We start from the raw sequence: 20,907 nt of genomic DNA, 5'->3' as shown, positions 1-20,907 counted from the left end.
CGCCTCCGCCTCCGCCAGCGTGACGAAGCGGAAGCCCAGCGACCGGTACAGCGCGATCAGCCGCGGCAGCATCCGCGCGTCGAACGCGCCGACATGCATCAGCAGCACGTAGGGGACGTCGCGGCCGACCTGTCGACGGGCCTGCGCCCGTCTCGCCAGCGCGTCGGCGCGCGCATCGTCCAGGAAGCTGCGTTCGAGTCGGGCGATCGCCGCATCGTCCCCCGCCGCGGCGCAGGCGGCATAGGGCGGGTTCCACAGGAAGTCGCCGAAACCCAGCGTCACCGCCGCCGCCCTGTAGCCGCGCGTGTGCAGCATCGCCCGCGTCGCGTCGCGCGTCGCCGGTGCGCTGCCCTCCGCCAGGAACGGATAGCGGAACCAGTGCCAGTCCTGCCCGGCGCCCGCCGCGGCGGCGAGCGGGGCCTCGTTGCGGATCACGTCGGCAGCGAAGGCCGGAGCACCGACCGTATCGAGATTGCCGTGCGAATAGCTGTGGTTGCCGAGCGGCAGGCCGGCGCGCCGCCACGCCGCGACCGCATCGGGGGACCGGGGATCGTAGAGCCCGAAGCCGCCGTTCAGGAAACCGAACGCGGGCACCTTCGCCTGCGTCAGGGCCTGCGCGATGTCGCGTATCACGTCGACGCGCGACACGCCGCGCGGCAGCGGCCCGTGCGCAGGAATGTCGTCGAAGGTCATTGCGATCACCGGCGCGGGCGGCGCGGGCGGCGCGGCGGGGCCGGGCGCCCCGGCGGCTGCCGCAGCGGCCGACACCAGCAGCAGCGCCGCGCTCATGACGAGCCGCCTCATGCGCGGGCCGGCGCGGCGGTCAGCGCCGCCGCGATCGCGGCCCGCATCGGCTTGGGCGCGAATCGATCGTCATAGGGGCAGGGGCGGCGGCGCACGCCGTCCTTGCGCGGCTCGAACCCTTCGATCCAGCTGTAGCGGTCGGTCATCCCCCACACCAATATGTCGCGGAGCCGGGGATAGGCCAGCATGATGTCGAGATAGGCGCGCGTATAATCCGCGACGCCGCGGTCGCGGACGATCGGATCGGCGGGCAGGCGGTTGTCGCGCACGTCCAGCTCGGTGATGACGAGGTCGTAGCCCATCGCCGTGACCGCATCGAGGAACCGGCGCCATTCCGGCTCCAGCGCGGCGGCGCTCATGCCGGTCCCCTGCGTCACCAGATGCGATTGCACGCCGAGCGCGTCGACCGGCACGCCGCGCGCGCGAAACCCCTCGAGCAGCGTCAGCACGCCCGCACGGTGGCGGGCATTGTCCGGCTCCCAGCTCATATAGTCGTTGTAGACCAGCTGGGCATGCGGCGCGGCGCGACGCGCGGTGTGGAACGCGAGGTCGAGCGTCGGCGCGGCGCCGCCCAGCGCACGCGACAGCGCGGTCTGGTACAGGGTCGCATCCGCCGGATCCACCGCCTCGTTGACGACGTCGTAGCTGGCGATGCGCGTCCCGTAGCGCCGGCAGACGGTGGTGACGTGCTCGGTCAGCAGCGCCGCCGCCGCGATCGCCGGCCGGGCGCCGAAATCATGCGTTTCCTCCCAGGCCGGCATCCACTTGGGCTGGTGCCACAACAGGTTGTGACCGCGTACCGGCAGGCCGTGCGCGGTTGCCCAGGCCATGATCGCGTCGAACCGGGCGAAATCGAACCGCGTCGCGCTCGGTCGCAGCGCGCGCCACTTCATCTCGTTCTCGGCGACCAGCAGGCCGCAGTCGCGGGTCAGCAGGGCGGCATAGGCGGGATTGGCGAACGATCCGCGATTCGCGGCGGGCGGGCTCCACGCCACGCACGATCCGAACCGCCGGCCCTTGGCCGCGGCGAGTGCGTTAAGGCCGTCGGCGGACCCCGCGCCGGCGCGCATGGCGCCCGGCGTCGCGGCGGCAGCGCATGTCGTGGCGGCGACCCCCGCCAGCGCGGCGAGCGCATCCCTGCGTGCCATGGTCATAGCGACGGTCCATCCTCTCGTGCGATTGTCGTTGTTAGCGATACCATCGCGACTGCCGGACGGTATGTCAACGCCGTGCCGCGGGAACGGCGCGGCCGGACATCGCTTCGGGTTGCCAACCCGCGGTGGCGCTGCTAGGGGCACCGTTCACACGGCGCGGACAGACTGTCTGCGGCCGCATTAGCTATTGACCGGAGTGATTGGGTTTTATGCAGATCGTCGTCCGCGACAACAATGTCGACCAGGCTCTTCGCGCGCTCAAGAAGAAGCTGCAGCGTGAGGGTGTGTATCGCGAGATGAAGCTGCGCCGTCACTACGAGAAGCCGTCGGAAAAGCGCGCCCGCGAGCGCGCCGCCGCGGTTCGTCGCGCCCGCAAGCTCGAGCGCAAGCGCGCCGAGCGTGACGGTGCCCGGTAAGGCATAACGTGGCCAGGTGATCGTCGGGCGGGGTGATTGACACCCGCCGCGGCGTGACCTTCGTGACTTTTGAACCGGTGACGGCCGGCCCGGCACCACAGCTCCAGGTGCCCCGATGTCGACCGTCACCGCCGTTCCGCTGCAGCCCGTAAAGCGCAGCTATCTCGTCTATATCTGGGTCGGCGTCGCAATCGCCTGTCTCGCCGCCTTCGCGCTGGCGCGACAGAGCGACGATTTCCTGACCCGCAACGCCCGCGCACGCGGCGTCGTGACCACCGCATCCGGCCTGCAATATCAGGTTATCAAGCCCGGCGCCCCCGGTGCCGCGCGCCCGACCGATGCCGATGTCGCGCTCATCAATTACGAAGGCAAGCTGCTCAACGGCACGACCTTCGACAAGTCGCAGCAGCCGACGCCGATGCCCGTCGCGGGCGTCGTTCCGGGTTTCTCCGAGGCGCTGAAGCTGATGCCGAAGGGCGCGAAATATCGCGTCTGGATCAAGCCGTCGCTCGGCTATGGCGCGGAAACCAAGGGCCCGATCCCCGGCAATTCGACGCTGGCCTTCGACATCGAACTGGTCGACTTCCTGCCCGAGGCGATCGTGCGCCAGATGCAGGCGCAAGCGCAGCAGGGCGGCATGCCCGGCGCGATGCCCCCCGGCATGTCCCAGGCAGCGCCCCCCACCGGACGCTGACCGGATACAGTCCCGATCGAAAAGGGCCGGCGTCCCGCGACGCCGGCCCTTTTCGTGTTCGGCAGAGTGCGGGCGGACGCGCGAAGGGGGCGATCGGCCGGCGTGGCGCCGGAGCGATATGCCCAAATCGCTGCCAACATTCGGTCATGGGCGAGAGGGTCGATCGACGGCGCCCACGCAACGCCGGCACCCCGCACCCTTTCCGGGGGGGGGGGCATCCGTCGGCGGACGCCAGCGGGAGCGGCGGGGCCTAAGGGCTCCGCAGACCCCGGCGCGCGTTCAGGGCGGCGCATACCCTGCGGCGAACGGTTCGTCCCCATCGTTCGGAATGACGCCCGCTGCACGCGTGCTCGATCCACTGGTCGACACGCCGAGCCCCCGCCGACGCCGGACAAAAAAATAGCGGCCCGAAGACCGCTATCTCTTAGCCTAGGCTGGCGTACAGCTTAGTTGCTGTCCGAGTTGCTGTCGCTGCTGGCGACGGCGACGATGCCGGCGGCAACCGCAGCGGCGGCGACCAGGGCGATGATGACCCCGCCACCGGCGAGCTCGTTCTTCTTCGACGAGGCCGAGCCCGAACGGACCGACTTCGCAACCGACAGGCTGGCAGCGGGGTTCGCCGGAGCGGCAACCGCCGGAGCGACAGCCATCGTGGCGGCTGCGGCAGCCATGATATACTTCCCAAGACGCATAAAAAACTCCCTCTTGTGCTCTTCAGGGATGGCCATGCCAGAACTGGGTCAGCACGACAACCCTTTACTCGCCGCCGACACACTTCGCGCCGCGACCGTTGCGGCGACGCAACATGGCCTCGCCGCGGGCGGTGATAGGGGGGAAGCGGACCGATGGGAAGCGGGATAACGGCCGTCGGACGGCGCGTGTCACGCCACCTGCACGGTCCAGCGCTCCGCGCCTTCAAGGCCGAGCGCGGTCAGTTGCCCGGTCTGGTAGGCGCCGGTGTCCACCCCGATCCGATGCGGCTGCACGTCCAGCTGTTCGCTGATCGTGTGGCCGTGCACGACGATCTTGTCGAGCGGCCGGCCGTGGTTGAGGAACGGGTTGCGGATCCAGCGCAGGTCGGACGTACGCTGCGCCGACAGCTCCGTCTCGGGCCGCACGCCGGCGTGGACGAACGCATAGTCGCCGATCACGATCAGGTCCTCGAACCCCGCCAGGAATTCCTGGTGCGCGGCGGGGACACGGGCGTTCATCGCCGCGTGCAGCTCCTCGTAATCCATCCGGTCGTAGTCGGCGGGGTCGAGGCCGTAGCTCATGATCGTCTCGCGCCCGCCGATGCGGCAGAACATCCGCAGCGCCTTGGGTTCGCCCTTCAGCGCCTCGATGAACACCTCTTCGTGATTGCCGAGGAGGAAGCGGGTGTTGGCGCGCTTGCTGGCGAGCAGGCGCAGCCGCTCGATCACCTTGTAGGAATCAGGCCCGCGATCGACCAGGTCGCCGAGGAAGATGAGCGTCGTCTTCGCCGCGCCCCGCGCCGCATCGTCCGCGGCGATGTTGGTGAGCAGGCGATCGAGCAGCTCGTCGCAGCCGTGCACGTCGCCGATCGCATAGACGCGTTCGCCGTCGGGAATGGCGGAAGGCGGCGTCGCCGACGCGCGGCGGGCCTTGAACAGCTTGTTGAGCATGAATTCCTGTCGATCGGTCCGGTGATCCACTACGGCCTGTCGCTCCTGGCGGCAACCGGCTGAACCACGCGTGACCGGCTCAACCGGCGAGGCGCAGCCGGTCGGGCGCCGGGGCGGCGGGCTGGTCGGGCCAGATCCCGCGCGTGTCGAGGACCGCCTTGTCGCGCCGCTCCTCGAGCGGGATCGATCGGAACACGTCGTGATCGACCAAAGCGATCATGATGTCGCAGGTTTCGATCGCGGTATCGACGTCGGTCAGCGTCGCGCCCGTGCCCTGGAACGCCTGCGGCAGCGTCGCGGCATAGGGTTCGACGATCCGCACCCGCTCGCCGAAGCGCACCGCGAGCGCGTGGGCGACCTTCAGCGCCGGGCTCTCGCGGAAGTCGTCGATGTTGGCCTTGAACGCGAGGCCGAGGCAGGCGACCGTGGCGCCCGGACGCGCCTCGATCATCGCGCTCGCCTGCGCGACGACGTGGTCGGTCTTGCCGTCGTTGACCAGCCGCGCGGTGCGGATCAGCGGCGTGTTGGCGGGATCGGCATGGACCAGGAACCACGGGTCGACGGCGATGCAATGCCCGCCGACGCCGGGGCCGGGCTGGAGGATGTCGACGCGCGGATGCCGGTTGGCGAGGCGGATCACCTCCCACACGTCGACGCCCATCGTGTCGGCGACGAGGCTGAGTTCGTTCGCGAAGGCGATGTTGACGTCGCGAAAGGCGTTCTCGGTCAGCTTGGTCATCTCCGCCGCGCGGGCGGTGGTGGTGACGCAGGCACCACGCACGAAGCGGCGGTAGAAGCCCAGCGCTTTCCGCGCGCAGCGCGGCGTGATGCCGCCGATGACGCGGTCGTTGTCGATCAGCTCGACGAGGATGCGTCCGGGCAGCACGCGTTCGGGGCAATAGGCGATCGCGACGTCCGCCGCCTCACCCGCCCGGCCGGGTACGCGCAGGTCCGGGCGCAACTGCGCGAGCAGGTCGCGGACCTTCTCGGTCGTGCCGACCGGAGAGGTCGATTCGAGGATCACGCAATCGCCCGGCTTGAGCACCGCGGCGATCGTCGTCGCGGCGCGCAGCACGTAGCCGATGTCCGGCCGGTGGTCCTCCGCGAACGGCGTCGGCACCGCGATGACGAAGACGTCGGCGGGCTCGATCGTGGTGGCGGCACGCAGCGATCCGCGCGCGACCACGCCCGACACCAGTCCGTCGAGGTCGACCTCCTCGATATGGATACGGCCCGAATTGACCGTGTCGACGACCGACTGCGTCACGTCGACGCCGAGCACGCGTGCGCCGGTTCGCGCGATCACCGCGGCGGTCGGCAGGCCGATATAGCCCAGGCCGAGGACGACGACGTTCAGTTCAGAGTCCGAAACCATCGGCGACGATCCTCGCGATCCGTGTGCTGGCCATGCCGTCGCCGAAGGGGTTGTGCGCGCGCGCCATGGCGGAATGCGCCGCCTTGTCGTCGAGAAGCGTGAAGACTTCGGAAACGATGCGATCCTCGTCCGTCCCGATCAGCCTCGCGGTGCCGGCGACCACGCCTTCGGGCCGTTCGGTGGTGTCGCGCATCACGAGCACCGGTTTGCCGAGCGCGGGCGCCTCTTCCTGCACGCCCCCCGAATCGGTCAGCGCGAGGTCGCACATCCCGAGTGCGCGGATGAAATGCGGATAGTCGAGCGGCGCGATGCGGGCGACGTTGTCCGCCTCGCCCAGAAGGCGGTCCATCACCGCGCCGACATTGGGATTGGGGTGCATCGGAAAGAGCACCGCGACGTCGTCACGCGCGGCGATCCGCGCGATGCCGCGCGCGATCGATGCCATGCCGTCGCCGAAATTCTCGCGCCGGTGGGTGGTGACGAGCACGATCCGCCGCCCGGCGAACCGCTGCGCCAGGTCGTCCAGCCCCGCCGCCAGCGCGGGCTCGCGCGCGATCCGCCCGCGCGTCCAGTGCAGCGCGTCGATGACGGTGTTGCCGGTGACGTGCACGCCGTCGGTGACGCTCTCGCGCGCCAGCGCCGCGGCGGCGGTTTCGGTTGGCGCGAAGTGCAGGTCGGCGATCGGCGCGACGATGCGGCGGTTCACTTCCTCGGGCCAGGGATGGTGGATGTCACCCGATCGCAGCCCCGCCTCGACGTGCGCCACCGGTATCTTGCGATAATAGGCGGCGAGCGCGCCGACCATCGCGGTGGCGGTGTCGCCCTGGACGACGACGCGGTCGGGCGCGACGCGGTCGATCACCTCGCCGAGGCCGACGAGCAGCCGCGCGGTCAGCCGGTCGAGCGACTGCCCCGGCTCCATCAGGTCGAGGTCGATGTCCGGGGTCAGCCCGGCGATGCCGAGCACCTGGTCGAGCAGCCCGCGATGCTGCGCGGTGACGCAGGTCACCGTCCGGATGCCGCCGACCTCCTCCAGCGCGCGGATCACGGGGAACAGCTTGATCGCCTCGGGGCGCGTGCCGAAGACGACGAGGACCTTGGGTCGGGCGGAGACTGGCATCCGGCGGACGCTAGGGCCTTGTGCTTAAATTAAGGCTAAGCCGTGCATACGCGCGTTTGCCAGCATTGCGGCCGCCGCCTAAGGAGCGGCCGACAAACGAGAAGGTTTTCCATGACGATCAAGCGGGTGCGTAAGGCTGTCTTTCCGGTGGCGGGGCTCGGCACGCGATTCCTGCCGGCGACCAAGGCGATGCCGAAGGAAATGCTGACCGTCGTCGACAAGCCGCTGATCCAATATGCGGTCGAAGAGGCGCTCGAGGCGGGGATCGAGCAGATCATCTTCGTCACCGGCCGCGGCAAGGGCGCGCTCGAGGATCATTTCGACATCTCGTACGAGCTCGAGGACACGATGCGCGCGCGCGGCAAGTCGCTGAGCGCGATCGAGGGGATCCGCCAGCGTCCGGGCAGCCCCGTCTACGTCCGCCAGCAGGAACCGCTCGGCCTCGGCCACGCGGTCTGGTGCGCGCGCGAGATCGTCGGCGACGAACCGTTCGCGGTGCTGCTGCCCGACGAGCTGATGGTCGGCAAGCCCGGCTTCGTCGCGCAGATGGTCGAGGCCTATCATTCGGTCGGCGGCAATATCGTCGGCGCGCTGGAAGTGGCGGACAGCGAAACCGACAAATACGGCATCATTTCGCCCGGCGCGGTCGACGGCCGGCTGACCGAGGTCAAGGCGCTGGTCGAAAAGCCCAAACAGGGGACCGCGCCATCCAACCTGATGATCCCCGGCCGCTACATCCTCCAGCCCGAGGTGATGCGCATCCTGGAAAATCAGGAAAAGGGCGCCGGCGGCGAGATCCAGCTGACCGACGCGATGGCGCAGCTGATCGGCAGGCAGCCATTCCATGGCTTCACCTTCGACGGCCAGCGGTTCGATTGCGGCGACAAGGCGGGCTATATCCAGGCGAACCTGGCGCTGGCGCTGGCCCGCGAGGATATCGGTCCGGGCGTGCGCAGCTTTGCCGAGGACCTGTTGCGCCGGGGCTGATCGCCCGTCGGCGTCAGGTGCCGGCGCAGGTCCGGCAGCCGGGATCCTTGGGCAGCGTCAGCGTACGGAAGCGCAGCGAGAGCGTGTCGGCGAGCAGCAGCTTGCCCGCGCTGTCCTCGCCGAACGGATGGAGCGCGCGCAGCACCTCGAGCGCGGCGAGGCTGCCGATCGCGCCGGCCATCGGGCCGAGCACGCCGTCTTCGGCACAGGTGGCGCCCGGCCGCTCCGGATCGTCGCCGACGAAGCAGCGGTAGCAGGGCTTGTTCGCCTCCCAGCCGCGGAACACGCCCAATTGCCCGTCGAACTGGCCGATCGCCGCCGATATCAGCGGCACGCGCGCGGCATGCGCCGCATCGGCGACGCAGAGCCGCGTCGCGAAATTGTCGCAGCCGTCGAGCACCGCGTCGGCCTGGCCGATCAGGCCGGGGGCGGACGCCGCGCCGATCCGGATCGGCGCCTCGACGACCGTTACCTGCGGATTGATCCGCCGCGCCGCCGCCGCCGCTGCCGCCGCCTTGGGCGCGCCGATGTCGCCGGTCGTGTAGATCGTCTGGCGTTGCAGGTTGGACAGGTCGACCGCATCGTCGTCGACGATCGTCAGGCGCCCGAGCCCCGCCGCGGCGAGATACTGGATCGCCGGCGATCCGATGCCGCCCGCCCCGATCACCACCACATGCGCCGCGGCGAAGCGCTGCTGGCCGGCACCGCCGACCTCCTTCAGCACGATATGGCGGGCGTAGCGCGACAGGTCCGCGTCGGAGAGCGTCACGCCGGCCAGGAGAAGGTCAGGCTGGCGCGATACCAGGCGTCGGGCTGCACCATGGCGACCGCCGCCTTGCCGCGCGCGAGGCTCGATACGAGCCCCGCGGCATATTGTTCGACCGACGGGCAGGCGATCGCGCGGGGCACCGCCCGGCGCGGCTGGCCATCGGGGCCGAGCAGGACCGCGACATCGACCTTCAGCACCCAGCCGTTGGTCGCCGGGCTGGCGGCGGCGCAGCGCCCCGCCTTCACCTCGGCCGCGACGAAGCCCGACAGGCCCGGGTCGCCGTCGATCTCTCGGGCATAGGGAAGGGGCTGCAGCGCGCTCCAGTCCTGGGGCGGCATCGGGGCGGCGACCATCTGGGTGGCCAGGACAAGTGCTTCGATCATCGGCCGGTCGATCCGAACCCTCCGCTTCCACGCGCCGTGTCGTCGAGCGTATCGACGATTTCAAGCGTGGCGCGTCGAACCGATGCGGGGACGAGTTGGGCGATCCGTTCCCCGCGCACGACGGCGAAGGGCGTGTTCCCCAGGTTGACGAGGATCACGCGGATCTCACCGCGATAGTCGGAATCGATCGTCCCGGGTGTGTTGAGGCAGGTGATGCCGTGTTTCAGTGCCAGTCCCGAACGCGGGCGCACCTGCACCTCATACCCGTCGGGGATGGCGATCGCGAACCCGGTCGCCACCGCCGCCCGCGCTCCGGGCGCCAGCGTCAGATCCTCGGCGGAAACGATGTCGAGCCCTGCCGCGCCGGCAGTCGCATAGGCGGGAACGGGCAGGCCCTCGCCATGCGGCAGGCGGCGAAGGCGGATCGGAACGGCTGGCGACATGGCCACCGGCTACCCCGCCCGCGCGAACGGATCAAGAACCCTTGAGCGCATCCGCGATCCGCTGCGCCAGCCGGCGGGCGACCTCGTCCTTGGGCAGGCGTTCCCAATGTTCGACGCCGGCGGCGGTCGCGAGGTGGACGGTGTTGGCGTCGCCGCCGAACACGTCGCCCGACACGTCGTTGGCGACGATCCAGTCCGCGCCCTTGCGGATGCGCTTCTCGGCCGCGCGGGCGACGACCTGTTCGGTCTCCGCCGCGAAGCCGACCACCAGCGCCGGGCGCCGCGGATCGCGGGCCAGCGTCGCGAGGATGTCGACATTCTCGGTCAGCGTCAGCGCGGGCGGGGCGTCGCCCTTCTTGACCTTGTGCGGGGCGGCATCGACGCGCCAGTCGGCGACCGCGGCGACCATCACCGCGGCATCGGCGGGCAGGGCGCGGGCGACCGCCTCCGCCATATCCTGCGCGGTGACGACGTCGATCCGGTCGACGCCCGCCGGCGTCGCGAGGCTGACCGGGCCGGCGACCAGCGTCACTCGCGCACCCAGCGCCGCAAGCGCGCCGGCGATCGCGAAACCCTGCCGTCCCGACGAGCGGTTGGCGATATAGCGGACGGGATCGATCGGTTCGTGCGTGGGGCCGGCGGTGACCAGCACGTGACGCCCCGACAGGGTGCCGCTGGCCGGCCGCAGCGCGCGCTCGATCGCGGCGAGGATCGCGGGCGGTTCGGGCAAGCGGCCCGGCCCGTATTCGCCGCACGCCATCGCGCCTTGGTCGGGCTCAAGCACCGTGATGCCATCGGCGCGCAGCGCGGCGACGTTGCGGCGGGTCGCGGCATGCTGCCACATCCGCACGTTCATCGCCGGCGCGGCGAGCACCGGCGCGTCGGTCGCGAGCAGCAGCGTGGTGGCGAGGTCGTCGGCGATGCCCGCCGCCATCCGCGCCATCAGGTCGGCGGTGGCGGGCGCGATCACGATCAGGTCGGCCTGGCGGCTGAGCTGGATATGCCCCATCTCCGCCTCGTCCTTCAGGTCCCACAGGCTGGTGTAGACCTGATCCTCGCTGAGTGCGGCGAGCGTCATCGGGGTCACGAAATGGCTCGCGCCCTCGGTCAGGACGCAGCGGACGGCGTGGCCGCGGCCGCGCAGCAGGCGGATCAGCTCGCACGCCTTGTAGGCGGCGATGCCGCCGCCGACGATCAGCAGGATGCGCGTCATCGGACGATCCTTTTCACCGTGATCCGGCGTTTGTCGAGCGCCGCGGCGAACAGGTCGCGCAGCCCGTCGGGAACGAAGGCGAGGCCGACGAGCAGCACCGGCGCGACCAGCAGGCCCCAGTAGAAGGTGTCGAGCCGCCCGAACACGCTCAGCACTGCGGCATAGGCGGCGAGCAGCACCAGCACGCGCAGCCCGAGCGGATCCGCCCATGCCGCCCAGCCGAACAGCGCGAGCCCGACCAAAGGCGCGGCGAGCCACAGCGGCGCCAGCACCAGCGCCGTCGACAGCGTCATCGTGCGCACGAAGAAACCGAAGCCCAAACGGCCCGACCATCCCGGCGACACTGGATCGAGCGGCCGCACCACCTCCGCCACGCCGTGCGCATGGCAGGCCAGCGCCAGCGCCAGCACGGTGCCCGCGACGACCCAGCCGAGCGCCTCCCGGCGAAGGCCCCCGGCGACCGCCAGCGTCGCCATCAGCGCGAGGTACAGTCCCGCCGTTTCGCGGATCAACGCCGCGGCGAGTCCGAAGGCGACCGCGGGCAGCCAGGCGTCGGGCCGGTAGACCGCGAGCGATAGCGCGACGAACAGCCCGGCCCAGATTTCGTGAAAGGCGATGAGGTCGCGCTGGACGAACGCCATCAGTCCGCCGGCCAGCAGCGCCATCGCGACGATCCGCGGCGGCGGGCGGGCGAAGGCGGGGGCGAGCCGCGCATACCATGCGACCGCCACCGCCGCGGCGAGCAGGTACAGCAGCGCGACGACGAGCGCGTGGGGGAGGGTGGCCTGCACCATCGCCAGCGTCGGCAGGCGAAACGTCACGAACGGTTTCAGCGGATAATTGCCCGATCGCATCGCATCGGCGGCGACGGCATAGTAATTGCCGCCGTGGCGGACGTTCGCGACGATCGTCTCGTAGAGCATCACGTCGGCCTGATCGTCGCCGCGATCCGCCGGTGCCCGGGTCGCGGCCGGCGGGACGGGCGTTGCGAAGACGAGCAACGTGGCGACCAGCAGCAGCGCGAGCGCGGCGAGCGCCGCCCAGGCGTCGCGTGGCGCCGCGCCCGCGAACCGCGAGGGCCGGGCGAGCCACAACGGTGCGAGCGGGCGGCGCATCACCGGATCAGTGTACGGTCAGCCAGGTCGCGGCGACGCTGGCCACGGCGGTGACGATCGCGACCGCGGCATAGCGCCAGCCGCCGCCGATCCGCACCACCTCGATTTCCCGCAGCGGCGGGGCGGGCGGTTCGCCGCCGGGCGCTGGATAATGCGCCTCGATCCGGCGGATGAGGTCGGGCAGCGCGGCCAGCGTCCGCACGTCGCGGATCAGCCGGTCGGCGATCGCCGCCTCCGGCCCCAGTTCGGTGCGGATCCATTCGCGCACGAACGGCGCCGCAGCCTCCCACAGGTTGATGTCGGGATCGAGCCCGGTGGCGACGCCCTCGACCATCACCATCGTCTTCTGGAGCAGCAGCAGGTGCGGCTGCGTCACCATGTCGAAATCGCGGGTGATCGAGAACAGGCCGTCCAGCATCATGCCGATCGACATGTCCTTCACCGGCAGGCCGCGCATCGGTTCGCCGACGGCACGCAGCGCGGTCGCGAATTCGGCGACATTGTGGTGGCTGGGAACGTAGCCCGCCTCGAAATGGATTTCGGCGACGCGTTTGTAGTTGCCGGTGATGAGGCCGTAGAGGATCTCCGCCAGCCAGACCCGCGCGCGACGGTCGATCCGGCCCATGATCCCGAAATCGATCGCCGCGATCTTGTTGCCGGGCAGGGCGAACAGATTGCCCTGGTGCATGTCGGCATGGAAGAAGCCTTCGGCGATCGCCTGCCTCAGGAACGCCTGCACCAGCGTGTTGGCGAGCTTGGGCAGGTCGTAGCCTTGCGCGATCAGCGTCGCCCGGTCGGACAGCTTGATGCCGTCGACCCAGGCCACCGTCAGCACCCGCGCGGTCGAGCGCTGCCAGTCGATCGCGGGGACGATGAAGTCCGGCTCAGCGGTCATCGATTCGGCGAGTTCGGACGCCGACGCCGCCTCGCGCCGGAAATTGAGTTCGCGCGTGGTCCAGCGCTTGAAATTCTCGACCGTCAGGCGCGGGCGCAGCCGCTTCGCCTCGACGCTCATCCCCTCGAGTTGGGCCGCCGCCCATTCGTAGGTGGCGATGGCGCGGGTGAAATCGGCCTCGACGCCGGGGCGCAGCACCTTCACCGCGACGGTACGCCCGTCGGTGGTGACGGCGCGATGCACCTGCGCGATCGACGCGGCGCCGACCGGCGCCTCTTCGATGCTCGCGAACAGGTCGGATGGCGGCCGGCCGAAGCTTTGCTCCATCGCCGCGGCGATCGTCGCATAGGGGACGGGCGGCAACTGGTCCTGCAAGCGCAGCAAATCCTGCGTCGCGGCCTCGCCGACCAGGTCGGGACGGGTGGCGAGCGTCTGGCCGAGCTTGATCGCGGCGGGGCCGATCGCCTGGAACGCATCGGCGTAGCGCGGCACCTTGGGCACGCGCGCGCCGATCCGCGCGATCCGTGCGAGCCGGCGGACGGGCGCGGGCGTGTTGGGATCCCGCTCGATTCCCGTCAGCGCGCCGTGGCGGGCGAGGATGCGCCCCCATTTCAGCAGACGCCAGACATGGACGACGGACGCGGTCACGAAAAAAGCCCCTCCTCTTCGGAGGATGGGGTGGGGTGGAGGATACGGACCCGGGGTCCGGAGAGGCAGCCCCCAACCCCTCTGACAATGAGGGGCGTGCCCATGGCCTCGGTCAAATCTTCCACCCCGAGTGGATCGCGACCAACCCGCCCAGGATCGGCTCCGCCTTCGTCCGCACGAAGCCCGCGTCCGCGATCATCCCCTTGAACGTCGGCATGTCGGGGAAGCGGCGGATCGATTCGATCAGATAGCGATAGCTGTCGGCATCCTGCGCCAGCAATTGCCCGAGCTTCGGCACCAGCCGGTGCGAATAGCCGTCGTACACCTCCTTGAACCCCGGCCAGGCCGTGGTCGAGAATTCGAGGCAGTAGAAGCGCCCGCCGCGGCGCAGCACGCGATGCGCCTCGCGCAGCGCCTTCGGAATGTCGGTGACGTTGCGGATGCCGAAGGCGATCGTATAGGCGTCGAAGAACCGGTCGGGAAAGGTCAGCGTCTCGGCGTTCGCCTCGGTCCAGACCAGTCCGTCGATGCCGCGCTTCGCGGCGCGTTCCATGCCCACTTCGAGCATCTGCGGGTTGATGTCGGCGACCGTCACCGATGCACCCGCCGCGGCGAGGCGAAAGGCGATGTCGCCAGTGCCGCCGGCCATGTCGAGGATCTGCTGCCCCTCCTGCGGCTGGACGCGGCGGACGAAGCGGTCCTTCCACAACCGGTGCATGCCGCCCGACATGGCGTCGTTCATCAGGTCGTAGTTTTTGGCGACGCTGGAGAACACGCCGCCGACGCGGGCGGTCTTTTCCTCGGGCGCGACGTCTTCATAGCCGAAGGAGACGGTTCCGGTGGGGGCGGTGTCGGTCATGTCACCGCCCTAGCCAGTGCTTGTGGCCGGGGCAAACGCAACCTAGCTCTCGGACGTGCCAGAACTTCCCGAAGTCGAAACCACCGTCCGCGGCCTGACCCCCGTGCTCGCCGGCCAGCGCCTCGTCCGCGTCGAGCCGCGGCGCGCCGACCTGCGCAAGGCGATTCCCGTGGATCTGCGCCAGCGCATGACCGGGGCGACCGTCACCGCGCTGTCGCGGCGCGCCAAATACGGGCTGATCCATACCGATCGCGGCGACACGCTCGTCTTCCATCTCGGCATGTCGGGGCGCTGGCGGGTCGATCCGGCCGAGGCGCTGGCGCACGACCATCTGGTCGTCGAGACGGGCGAGGGGCGTCACCTCGCGCTCAACGACCCGCGGCGATTCGGCTTCCTCGACCTCGTCGAGACGACCGCGCTCGATGCCTATCCGCCGTTCGCGGCGATGGGGCCGGAGCCGCTCGGTCCGGAATTCGACGGCGCCTATCTCGCGGCTGCGCTGAAGGGGCGCGTCGCGCCGATCAAGGCGATGCTGCTCGACCAGCGGATCGTCGCCGGCCTCGGCAACATCTACGTCTGCGAGGCGCTGCACGTCGCGCGGATCGCGCCGACGCGTGCCGCGGGCCAGATCGCGCTGCCGCGGCTGGAGCGGCTGGCGATCGCGGTGCGCGAGGTGCTGCTCGCGGCGATCGACGCGGGCGGCTCGACGCTGCGCGACTATGCGCGCCCCGACGGCGAACTGGGCTATTTCTCGAAACAGTTCCTCGTCTATGGCCGCGAGGGCGAAGCGTGCCATTGCGGCGGCACCGTCCGGCGGCGCGTCGACAGCGGCCGCTCGACGTTCTATTGCCCGCGCTGTCAGCGCAATTGACCCCGCCGTGGTGCGGCGGAGTTGACCCCGACCCCGGCAATCGGTAAGGGCGCTGCCTTCGAGACGGCGTCGGGTGTTCCGGACGCCCCGTCTTCCATCGACCACATCACTCGCAAGGACGTACCGAATGGCGAATACGCCGCAAGCCAAGAAGCGCATCCGTCGCAACCAGCGCCGCGCCGACATCAACGGTGCCCGCGTCGGCCGCATCCGCACCTTCATCAAGAAGGTCGAATCGGCGCTTGCTTCGGGCGACAAGGCAGCGGCGAGCACCGCGCTCGCAGCGGTCCAGCCGGAATTGCAGCGTGGCGTCGCCAAGGGCGTGCTCCACAAGAACACCGCGAGCCGCAAGTTCTCGCGCCTGACCAAGGCGGTCACCACGCTCGCCTGAGCGCGTTTCCGCGTCGACGATCGCACCCGCCGGGACCCGTTCCCGGCGGGTTTTTTGATGTCCGTTTCGGGCGCACGGGGAACGAAAAGGGAAACGCAGGAGTCACCGCGATTCGTGCCGGATGACCTCCGCAAATCCCGTCATAAATACTGCAAATACAGCCACTTATCACTTTGTTGGACGCATTTCCGCGGGGCAAGGTGTGTCAATCCCGTTTATTTCAAGAATGTGACCGGGCGGGGGCTTGATCGACTCGGGCGAGGCTTCATAACTCGCCTCCACCGCAGCGGTGTCATCGCTGCCGGCGACCTGAACAGCGTGGGCATGCCGAACGGCCGTTGGCCGTAAGGGGGGATTGTCTGTCTTGAATACAGCCACCGGTGCGACATTCCGTCGTTCCGGTAACGGAAAGGTGTGCGTTGAACGATCGGCAGGCAGCGGCGGTGACGGAGAGCGAGGCGCAGCGCGCTTGGGTCCGCGTCCGCAGCAACCTGCGCGAATCTGCCGGCGCGCGCCTGTTCGAGCAATGGCTGAAGCCGATGGAGCTGATCGAGGACGGCGACACCGACACGATCCGGCTGGGGCTGCCGTCGGCGTTCATGACCAACTGGGTCCGCAACCATTATGCGGACCGGATGATGCTCGAATTCCGGGCGCTGCTCCCCAATGTGCGTGGCGTGTCGATCGAGACGTGCATGCCGGCGCCCGTCGCGGCGCGGATCGTCGCCGGACCGGCGGACGCCGCGCCGGCACCGACGCCGCAGCCGGCGCCGCCGCTCGCCGCGATCGTGGCGGCCAAACCCGCCGGCGAACGGCCGCCGCTCGACGCGCGCTTCACCTTCGACCGATTCGTCGTCGACGCCGCCAACCGCGTCGCGTTCAATGCCGCCCGCATGCTCGCCGAGCCCGGCGTGCCGCGGTTCAGCCCGCTGTTCCTCCATTCGGGGACGGGGCAGGGCAAGACGCATCTGATGCATGCGATCGGCCAAGCCTTCCTCGCGCAGCACCCCGACGCGACCGTCATCTGCATGTCGGCGGAGCGGTTCATGTTCGATTTCGTCGCGGCGATGCGCGCGCGCGACACGCACAGCTTCAAACAGCGCCTGCGCGGTGCCGACCTGCTGCTGATCGACGACCTCCAGTTCATCGCCGGCAAGGATGCGACGCAGGAAGAATTCTTCCACACCGTCAACGAGATCATGAGCGCCGGCAAGCGGCTGGTCATTTCCGCCGACCGCTGCCCGCAGGCGCTCGACGGCGTCGAGGCGCGGATCGTCAGCCGCATGTCGGTCGGCCTCGTCGCGGATATCAAGGCGCCCGACCTCATGCTGCGCCGTGCCATACTGGACCGGAAACTCCGCGACCTGCCCGAGGCGAAGGTCCCCGCCGAGGTGCTCGACCTGCTCGCGGCGCGCATCCATGCGAACATCCGCGAGCTGGAAGGTGCGCTCAACCGCGTCGTCGCCTATGCGCAGCTGACCGGGGACCGTATCGATATGGAGTTCGCCGTGGCCACGCTGGGCGACGTGCTGCGCGGCGCCCAGCGGCGGGTGACGATCGACGAGATCCAGAAGCTGGTCAGCCAGCATTTCGAACTGAAGCCGCTCGACCTCGTTTCGGCGCGCCGCAGCCGGGCGGTCGCCCGGCCGCGCCAGATCGCGATGTATCTCGCCAAGCGCCTGACGACGCGCTCGCTACCCGAGATCGGCCGCAAGTTCGGCGGCCGCGATCATTCGACGGTGATCCACGCGGTGCGCAAGATCGAGGAACTGCGCGACCAGGATCGCGACATCGATACCGCGGTCCGCACGCTGATGCGCGAGCTTGAAGCCTGAGGCTTTCCCGTTTCCGGCATTCGGGCGCTTTTCCTGACGCCGCGAAGCGAATGCCTCGCGCAGAGACGGAGAAGGGTGCCGCGTCAGCGGCTGTCCTTGACTGAACTGACGCTGCTGGGATCACGGGCGCTTCGCGCCTGACGCGACCCCTCCGCGCCTCCGCGCCTCCGCACGAAAATCCTCCACCGGGACGGCGACCCCGGCCCTTTGGCCGAATGGCAAGTCTATACGTGCCGGAAGCAAGGTGTCTCACGCGAAGCCGCAAAGCCGCGAAGGGAATGGTTCGCGCGGAGGCGCGGAGAAGAAGGGGTCCGCGCCCGCGGCTTCGCATGGCTATTCTGACGCTGTCGGGATCACGGGCGCTTCGCGCCTGACGCAGCCCCTCCGCGCCTCCGCGCGAAAATCGTCCACCGGGACGGCGACCCCGGACCCTTGGCCGAACGGCAAGCCTATACGTCCCGGAAGGAAGGTATCTCACGCGAAGCCGCAAAGCCGCGAAGGGAATGGTTCGCGCGGAGGCGCGGAGGCGCGGAGAAAGAAGGGGTGCCGCGTCTGCGGCTGCGCATGGCTATCCAGACGCTGTCGGGTTCAAGGGCGCTTCGCGCCGGACACTTCCGGGTCTCTGCGCGAACGCCCCCCTCTTCGCGGCTTTGCGGCTTCGCGCGAATCACCCCCTTACGGGTCAGACGATCAGACCCATCGCCTCCTGCGCCGACCGCAGCACCGGCGCCGCGAGCGCGCGTGCCTTTTGGGCGCCCTTGTCGAGGATGGCGTCGATCGCGTTGCGGTCGTCGAGCAGGCGTACCATCTCGTCGCGGATCGGGCCCAGAGTCGCCACGGCGAGGTCGGCGAGGTCGGGCTTGAACGCCCCGAACCCCTTGCCGGCATAGTCCGTCAGCACGTCCTGCGGCGCCCGGTCGGCAAGCGCGGCGAAGATCGTGAGCAGGTTCTTCGCCTCGGGTCGTGCCGCCAGCTCGTCGAGCGTCGCCGGCAGCAGTTCGGGATCGGTCTTCGCCTTGCGGAACTTGTCGGCGATGACCTCGTCCGGATCGACCAGCTTGACCACCGATTGCTCGGACGGGTTCGACTTGGACATCTTCGCCGACGCATCGCGCAGGCTCATGATCCGCGGCGCGGCGGCGCTGACCAGCGGCTCGGGCAGCGTGAACAGGTCCGTCGCGTAATCGGTGTTGAACTTCGTCGCGATGTCGCGCGCCAGCTCGAGATGCTGCTTCTGGTCGTCGCCGACGGGGACGTGGGTGGCGTTGTAGAGCAGCACGTCGGCGGCCATCAGCACGGGATAATCGTACAGGCCGACGCTGGCGCCCTCGCGGTTCTTGCCCGCCTTGTCCTTGAACTGCGTCATGCGGTTGAGCCAGCCGACCCGCGCGACATTGTTGAGCAGCCACGACAATTCGCTGTGCGCGGGCACCCGCGCCTGGTTGAACAGCACCGAGCGGTCGGGATCGATACCGGCGGCGACCAGTGTCGCGGTCATCTCGATCGTCTGGCTTCGCAGGTCGGCGGGGGCGATGAATTCGGTCAGGCCGTGGAGGTCGGCGATGAAGTACATCGTCTCGCCGCCCTCGGCCTGGATCGCGTCCTGCATCGCCACCCATTGCTTCACCGCGCCGAGATAATTGCCGAGGTGGAGGTTGCCGGTGGGCTTGATGCCGGAGACGACGCGCTTCGTGGGCATAAGAGGCCTTATCTGGAACGGATGAGCTGGCGGATGTCCGCCGGGCGCAAGGCGCCGGTCACGAACACGGCGGCGGCATAGACGAGCGCACCGGTGCCGACCAGCACGACCATCGCGCCCCAGCGAGCGAGGTTGGCACCGGTCGTATAGGGCTGGAACAGGTCGTTGAGGAAGAACATCACCGCGCCCATCGCCAGCGCCGCGACCAGCATGCGCGGCGCCCGCCGCTTCAGCTGCGCATCGGGCACGAACTGGCCGCGCCGGTACAATGTGCGATAGAGCAGCGCGACGTTGACGGTGCTGGCGATCGCGGTCGCCAGCGGCGGTCCCATATGCTTCAGCGGCACGATCAGCGCGAGATTGAGCGCCAGGTTCACCCCCATCGATATCGTCGCATATCGCACCGGCGTGCGTGTGTCGGAACGGGCGTAATAGCCCGGCGTCAGCACCTTCACGAGGATGTACGAGGGCAGCCCGATCGAGAAGGCGGCGAGCGCCTGTGCGGTGAAATGCGTGTCGGTCGCGTCGAACTTGCCATGCTGGAACAGCGCCGCGGCGATCGGCGCGCCGCAGACGACGAGGGCCACCGTCGCCGGCAGCGTGAGCAGCAGCGCCAGCTCCATGCCGCGGTTCTGCGTCGCCATCGCCGCCGCGTCCTCGCCCCGGCCGAGCAGGCGCGAGACGGTGGGGAGCAGGACGGTGCCGAGCCCGATGCCGATCAGCCCGAGCGGGAGCTGGTTGAGCCGGTCGGCGGCGTAGATGTACGACACCGATCCGGATGGCAGCAGGCTGGCGGCGAGCGCGGTGGAGACGACGAGATTGATCTGTACCGCGCCCGCGCCTGCGGCGGCGGGGCCGATCAGCGCCATCAGCCGCTTCACGTCGGGACCGAAGCGCGGGAGCTTGAGGCGCAGCGTCACGCCCGCACGGCGGCAGGCGTACCACAGCCAGAGCAGTTGCAGCGCGCCCGAGACGGTGACGGCGATCGCCTGGTTGCGCGCGGTGAGCAGCGGCACGTCGGCATGGAAGAACAGCAGCGCCACGATCAACGTCGCGTTGAGGAGGATCGGCGCGGCGGCGTTGACCCAGAAGCGGTGGAGCGAATTGAGGATGCCGCCGAGCAGCGACACGAGGCTGATGAACAGCAGGTAGGGGAAGGTGAGCCGCGCCAGCTGTACCGCAAAGTCGAATTGCCCCGGATCGACCCCGTTGAAGCCGCCCGACAACGCGTAGGTGACCGGCCACGCGGCGACTTCCATCACCGCGGTCATCACGATCAGGATCGGCAGCAGGATCGACAGCGCATCCTCGGCGAAGGCGATGCCGTGCGCCAGGCCGGTCCCCTCCGCCGCCGTGTCGCCCTCCGCCACCTTGCGGTTGAACATCGGGATGAAGGCGGCGGAAAACGCGCCTTCCGCGAACAACGCGCGGAAGAGGTTGGGCAGGCGGAACGCGATCATGAACGCGTCCGACGCGAAGCCTGCCCCCACGAAGCGGAAGAACAGCGAATCGCGCACCAGCCCCAGCACCCGGCTGGCGAGCGTCAGCCCGCCGACCGAGCCCAGCGCCTTGGTCAGGTTCACGTGCGTCCGC

The 20,907-nt window shown here is 69.5% G+C and carries 21 protein-coding genes; 6 read left to right on the top strand and 15 right to left on the bottom strand.

Going from position 1 to position 20,907, the window contains the following annotated elements; all coding sequences use genetic code 11:
- Positions 1-804 (bottom strand): polysaccharide deacetylase family protein (locus LPN01_RS03930; protein WP_262827023.1); only part of this gene is annotated, 804 nt, incomplete at its 3' end.
- Positions 801-1,958, bottom strand: coding sequence for an endo-1,4-beta-xylanase (locus tag LPN01_RS03925; protein ID WP_262827022.1), 1,158 nt, complete (start codon positions 1,956-1,958; stop codon positions 801-803). The genes LPN01_RS03925 and LPN01_RS03930, both read right to left, overlap by 4 nt.
- A gap of 209 nt (positions 1,959-2,167) precedes the next feature.
- On the opposite strand from LPN01_RS03925, the gene rpsU reads away from it, so the two are divergent.
- Together rpsU and LPN01_RS03915 are read left to right on the top strand one after the other, a co-directional pair.
- A complete protein-coding gene (gene rpsU, locus LPN01_RS03920; protein ID WP_017978269.1) occupies positions 2,168-2,374 on the top strand; it encodes a 30S ribosomal protein S21 in 207 nt (68 codons plus the stop codon).
- 115 nt (positions 2,375-2,489) lie between these two features.
- Positions 2,490-3,068, top strand: coding sequence for an FKBP-type peptidyl-prolyl cis-trans isomerase (locus LPN01_RS03915; protein WP_262827020.1), 579 nt, complete (start codon positions 2,490-2,492; stop codon positions 3,066-3,068).
- 446 nt (positions 3,069-3,514) lie between these two features.
- Here LPN01_RS03915 and LPN01_RS03910 read toward each other — a convergent pair whose 3' ends face one another.
- The 4 genes from LPN01_RS03910 to wecB form a co-directional block, all read right to left on the bottom strand.
- Positions 3,515-3,739 carry a hypothetical protein gene (locus LPN01_RS03910; RefSeq protein WP_262827019.1) on the bottom strand — a complete coding sequence of 75 codons (225 nt, stop codon included), beginning with the start codon at positions 3,737-3,739 and terminating at the stop codon, positions 3,515-3,517.
- Between the two features lie 210 nt (positions 3,740-3,949).
- Positions 3,950-4,711 (bottom strand): metallophosphoesterase family protein, encoded by a 762-nt coding sequence (locus LPN01_RS03905; protein WP_262827070.1) that lies wholly within the window; start codon positions 4,709-4,711, stop codon positions 3,950-3,952.
- A 79-nt stretch (positions 4,712-4,790) separates the two neighbouring features.
- Positions 4,791-6,086: a UDP-N-acetyl-D-mannosamine dehydrogenase gene (gene wecC, locus LPN01_RS03900; protein WP_262827018.1), complete on the bottom strand. Its 1,296-nt coding sequence runs from the start codon at positions 6,084-6,086 to the stop codon at positions 4,791-4,793.
- Positions 6,070-7,206 carry a non-hydrolyzing UDP-N-acetylglucosamine 2-epimerase gene (gene wecB / locus LPN01_RS03895; protein WP_262827017.1) on the bottom strand — a complete coding sequence of 379 codons (1,137 nt, stop codon included), beginning with the start codon at positions 7,204-7,206 and terminating at the stop codon, positions 6,070-6,072. The genes wecC and wecB overlap by 17 nt, the downstream gene beginning before the upstream one ends.
- A gap of 111 nt (positions 7,207-7,317) precedes the next feature.
- Here wecB and galU point away from each other — a divergent pair, with 111 nt between their 5' ends.
- On the top strand, positions 7,318-8,193 hold the full coding sequence (gene galU, locus LPN01_RS03890; protein WP_262827016.1) for a UTP--glucose-1-phosphate uridylyltransferase GalU: 876 nt from the start codon (positions 7,318-7,320) through the stop codon (positions 8,191-8,193).
- 13 nt (positions 8,194-8,206) lie between these two features.
- Here galU and LPN01_RS03885 read toward each other — a convergent pair whose 3' ends face one another.
- The 7 genes from LPN01_RS03885 to LPN01_RS03855 all read right to left on the bottom strand — a co-directional run bounded on the left by LPN01_RS03885 (position 8,207) and on the right by LPN01_RS03855 (position 14,518).
- Positions 8,207-8,962, bottom strand: a complete 756-nt coding sequence (locus LPN01_RS03885; protein ID WP_262827015.1) for a HesA/MoeB/ThiF family protein — start codon at positions 8,960-8,962, stop codon at positions 8,207-8,209.
- Positions 8,959-9,345 (bottom strand): hypothetical protein, encoded by a 387-nt coding sequence (locus LPN01_RS03880; protein WP_262827013.1) that lies wholly within the window; start codon positions 9,343-9,345, stop codon positions 8,959-8,961. Before LPN01_RS03880 ends, LPN01_RS03885 begins: the two co-directional genes overlap by 4 nt.
- The gene (gene dut / locus LPN01_RS03875; RefSeq protein ID WP_262827012.1) at positions 9,342-9,788 is read right to left on the bottom strand and encodes a dUTP diphosphatase; all 447 of its coding nucleotides are present in this window, start codon (positions 9,786-9,788) and stop codon (positions 9,342-9,344) included. The genes LPN01_RS03880 and dut overlap by 4 nt, the downstream gene beginning before the upstream one ends.
- A 31-nt stretch (positions 9,789-9,819) precedes the next feature.
- Positions 9,820-11,001, bottom strand: coding sequence for a bifunctional phosphopantothenoylcysteine decarboxylase/phosphopantothenate--cysteine ligase CoaBC (gene coaBC / locus LPN01_RS03870; RefSeq protein ID WP_262827011.1), 1,182 nt, complete (start codon positions 10,999-11,001; stop codon positions 9,820-9,822).
- Positions 10,998-12,116 carry a hypothetical protein gene (locus LPN01_RS03865; protein WP_262827010.1) on the bottom strand — a complete coding sequence of 373 codons (1,119 nt, stop codon included), beginning with the start codon at positions 12,114-12,116 and terminating at the stop codon, positions 10,998-11,000. The genes coaBC and LPN01_RS03865 overlap by 4 nt, the downstream gene beginning before the upstream one ends.
- Positions 12,117-12,123: 7 nt before the next feature.
- A complete protein-coding gene (gene ubiB / locus LPN01_RS03860) occupies positions 12,124-13,659 on the bottom strand; it encodes a 2-polyprenylphenol 6-hydroxylase (RefSeq protein ID WP_262827009.1) in 1,536 nt (511 codons plus the stop codon).
- Between the two features lie 112 nt (positions 13,660-13,771).
- A complete protein-coding gene (locus LPN01_RS03855) occupies positions 13,772-14,518 on the bottom strand; it encodes a class I SAM-dependent methyltransferase (protein WP_262827008.1) in 747 nt (248 codons plus the stop codon).
- A gap of 55 nt (positions 14,519-14,573) precedes the next feature.
- On the opposite strand from LPN01_RS03855, the gene mutM reads away from it, so the two are divergent.
- The 3 genes from mutM (at position 14,574) to dnaA (ending at position 17,615) form a co-directional block, all read left to right on the top strand.
- Positions 14,574-15,389 (top strand): bifunctional DNA-formamidopyrimidine glycosylase/DNA-(apurinic or apyrimidinic site) lyase, encoded by an 816-nt coding sequence (gene mutM, locus LPN01_RS03850; RefSeq protein ID WP_262827007.1) that lies wholly within the window; start codon positions 14,574-14,576, stop codon positions 15,387-15,389.
- Between the two features lie 127 nt (positions 15,390-15,516).
- Positions 15,517-15,780: a 30S ribosomal protein S20 gene (gene rpsT / locus LPN01_RS03845; protein WP_262827006.1), complete on the top strand. Its 264-nt coding sequence runs from the start codon at positions 15,517-15,519 to the stop codon at positions 15,778-15,780.
- A 419-nt stretch (positions 15,781-16,199) separates the two neighbouring features.
- On the top strand, positions 16,200-17,615 hold the full coding sequence (dnaA, locus tag LPN01_RS03840; protein WP_262827005.1) for a chromosomal replication initiator protein DnaA: 1,416 nt from the start codon (positions 16,200-16,202) through the stop codon (positions 17,613-17,615).
- A 682-nt stretch (positions 17,616-18,297) separates the two neighbouring features.
- On the opposite strand, the gene trpS is transcribed toward dnaA, so the two are convergent.
- Both trpS and murJ read right to left on the bottom strand, forming a co-directional pair.
- Entirely contained in the window at positions 18,298-19,314 is a 1,017-nt protein-coding gene (trpS, locus tag LPN01_RS03835; RefSeq protein WP_262827004.1) for a tryptophan--tRNA ligase, read from the bottom strand.
- An 8-nt stretch (positions 19,315-19,322) separates the two neighbouring features.
- Positions 19,323-20,897 (bottom strand): murein biosynthesis integral membrane protein MurJ, encoded by a 1,575-nt coding sequence (gene murJ, locus LPN01_RS03830; protein ID WP_262827003.1) that lies wholly within the window; start codon positions 20,895-20,897, stop codon positions 19,323-19,325.
- Between the last annotated feature and the right edge of the window lie 10 nt (positions 20,898-20,907).

This window comes from Sphingomonas sp. A2-49 (genome assembly GCF_025548555.1).
Classification (GTDB): Bacteria; Pseudomonadota; Alphaproteobacteria; order Sphingomonadales; family Sphingomonadaceae; genus Sphingomonas.
Note: the sequence above shows the minus strand (reverse complement) of the source record. Positions and strands in the feature narration are given on the sequence as shown.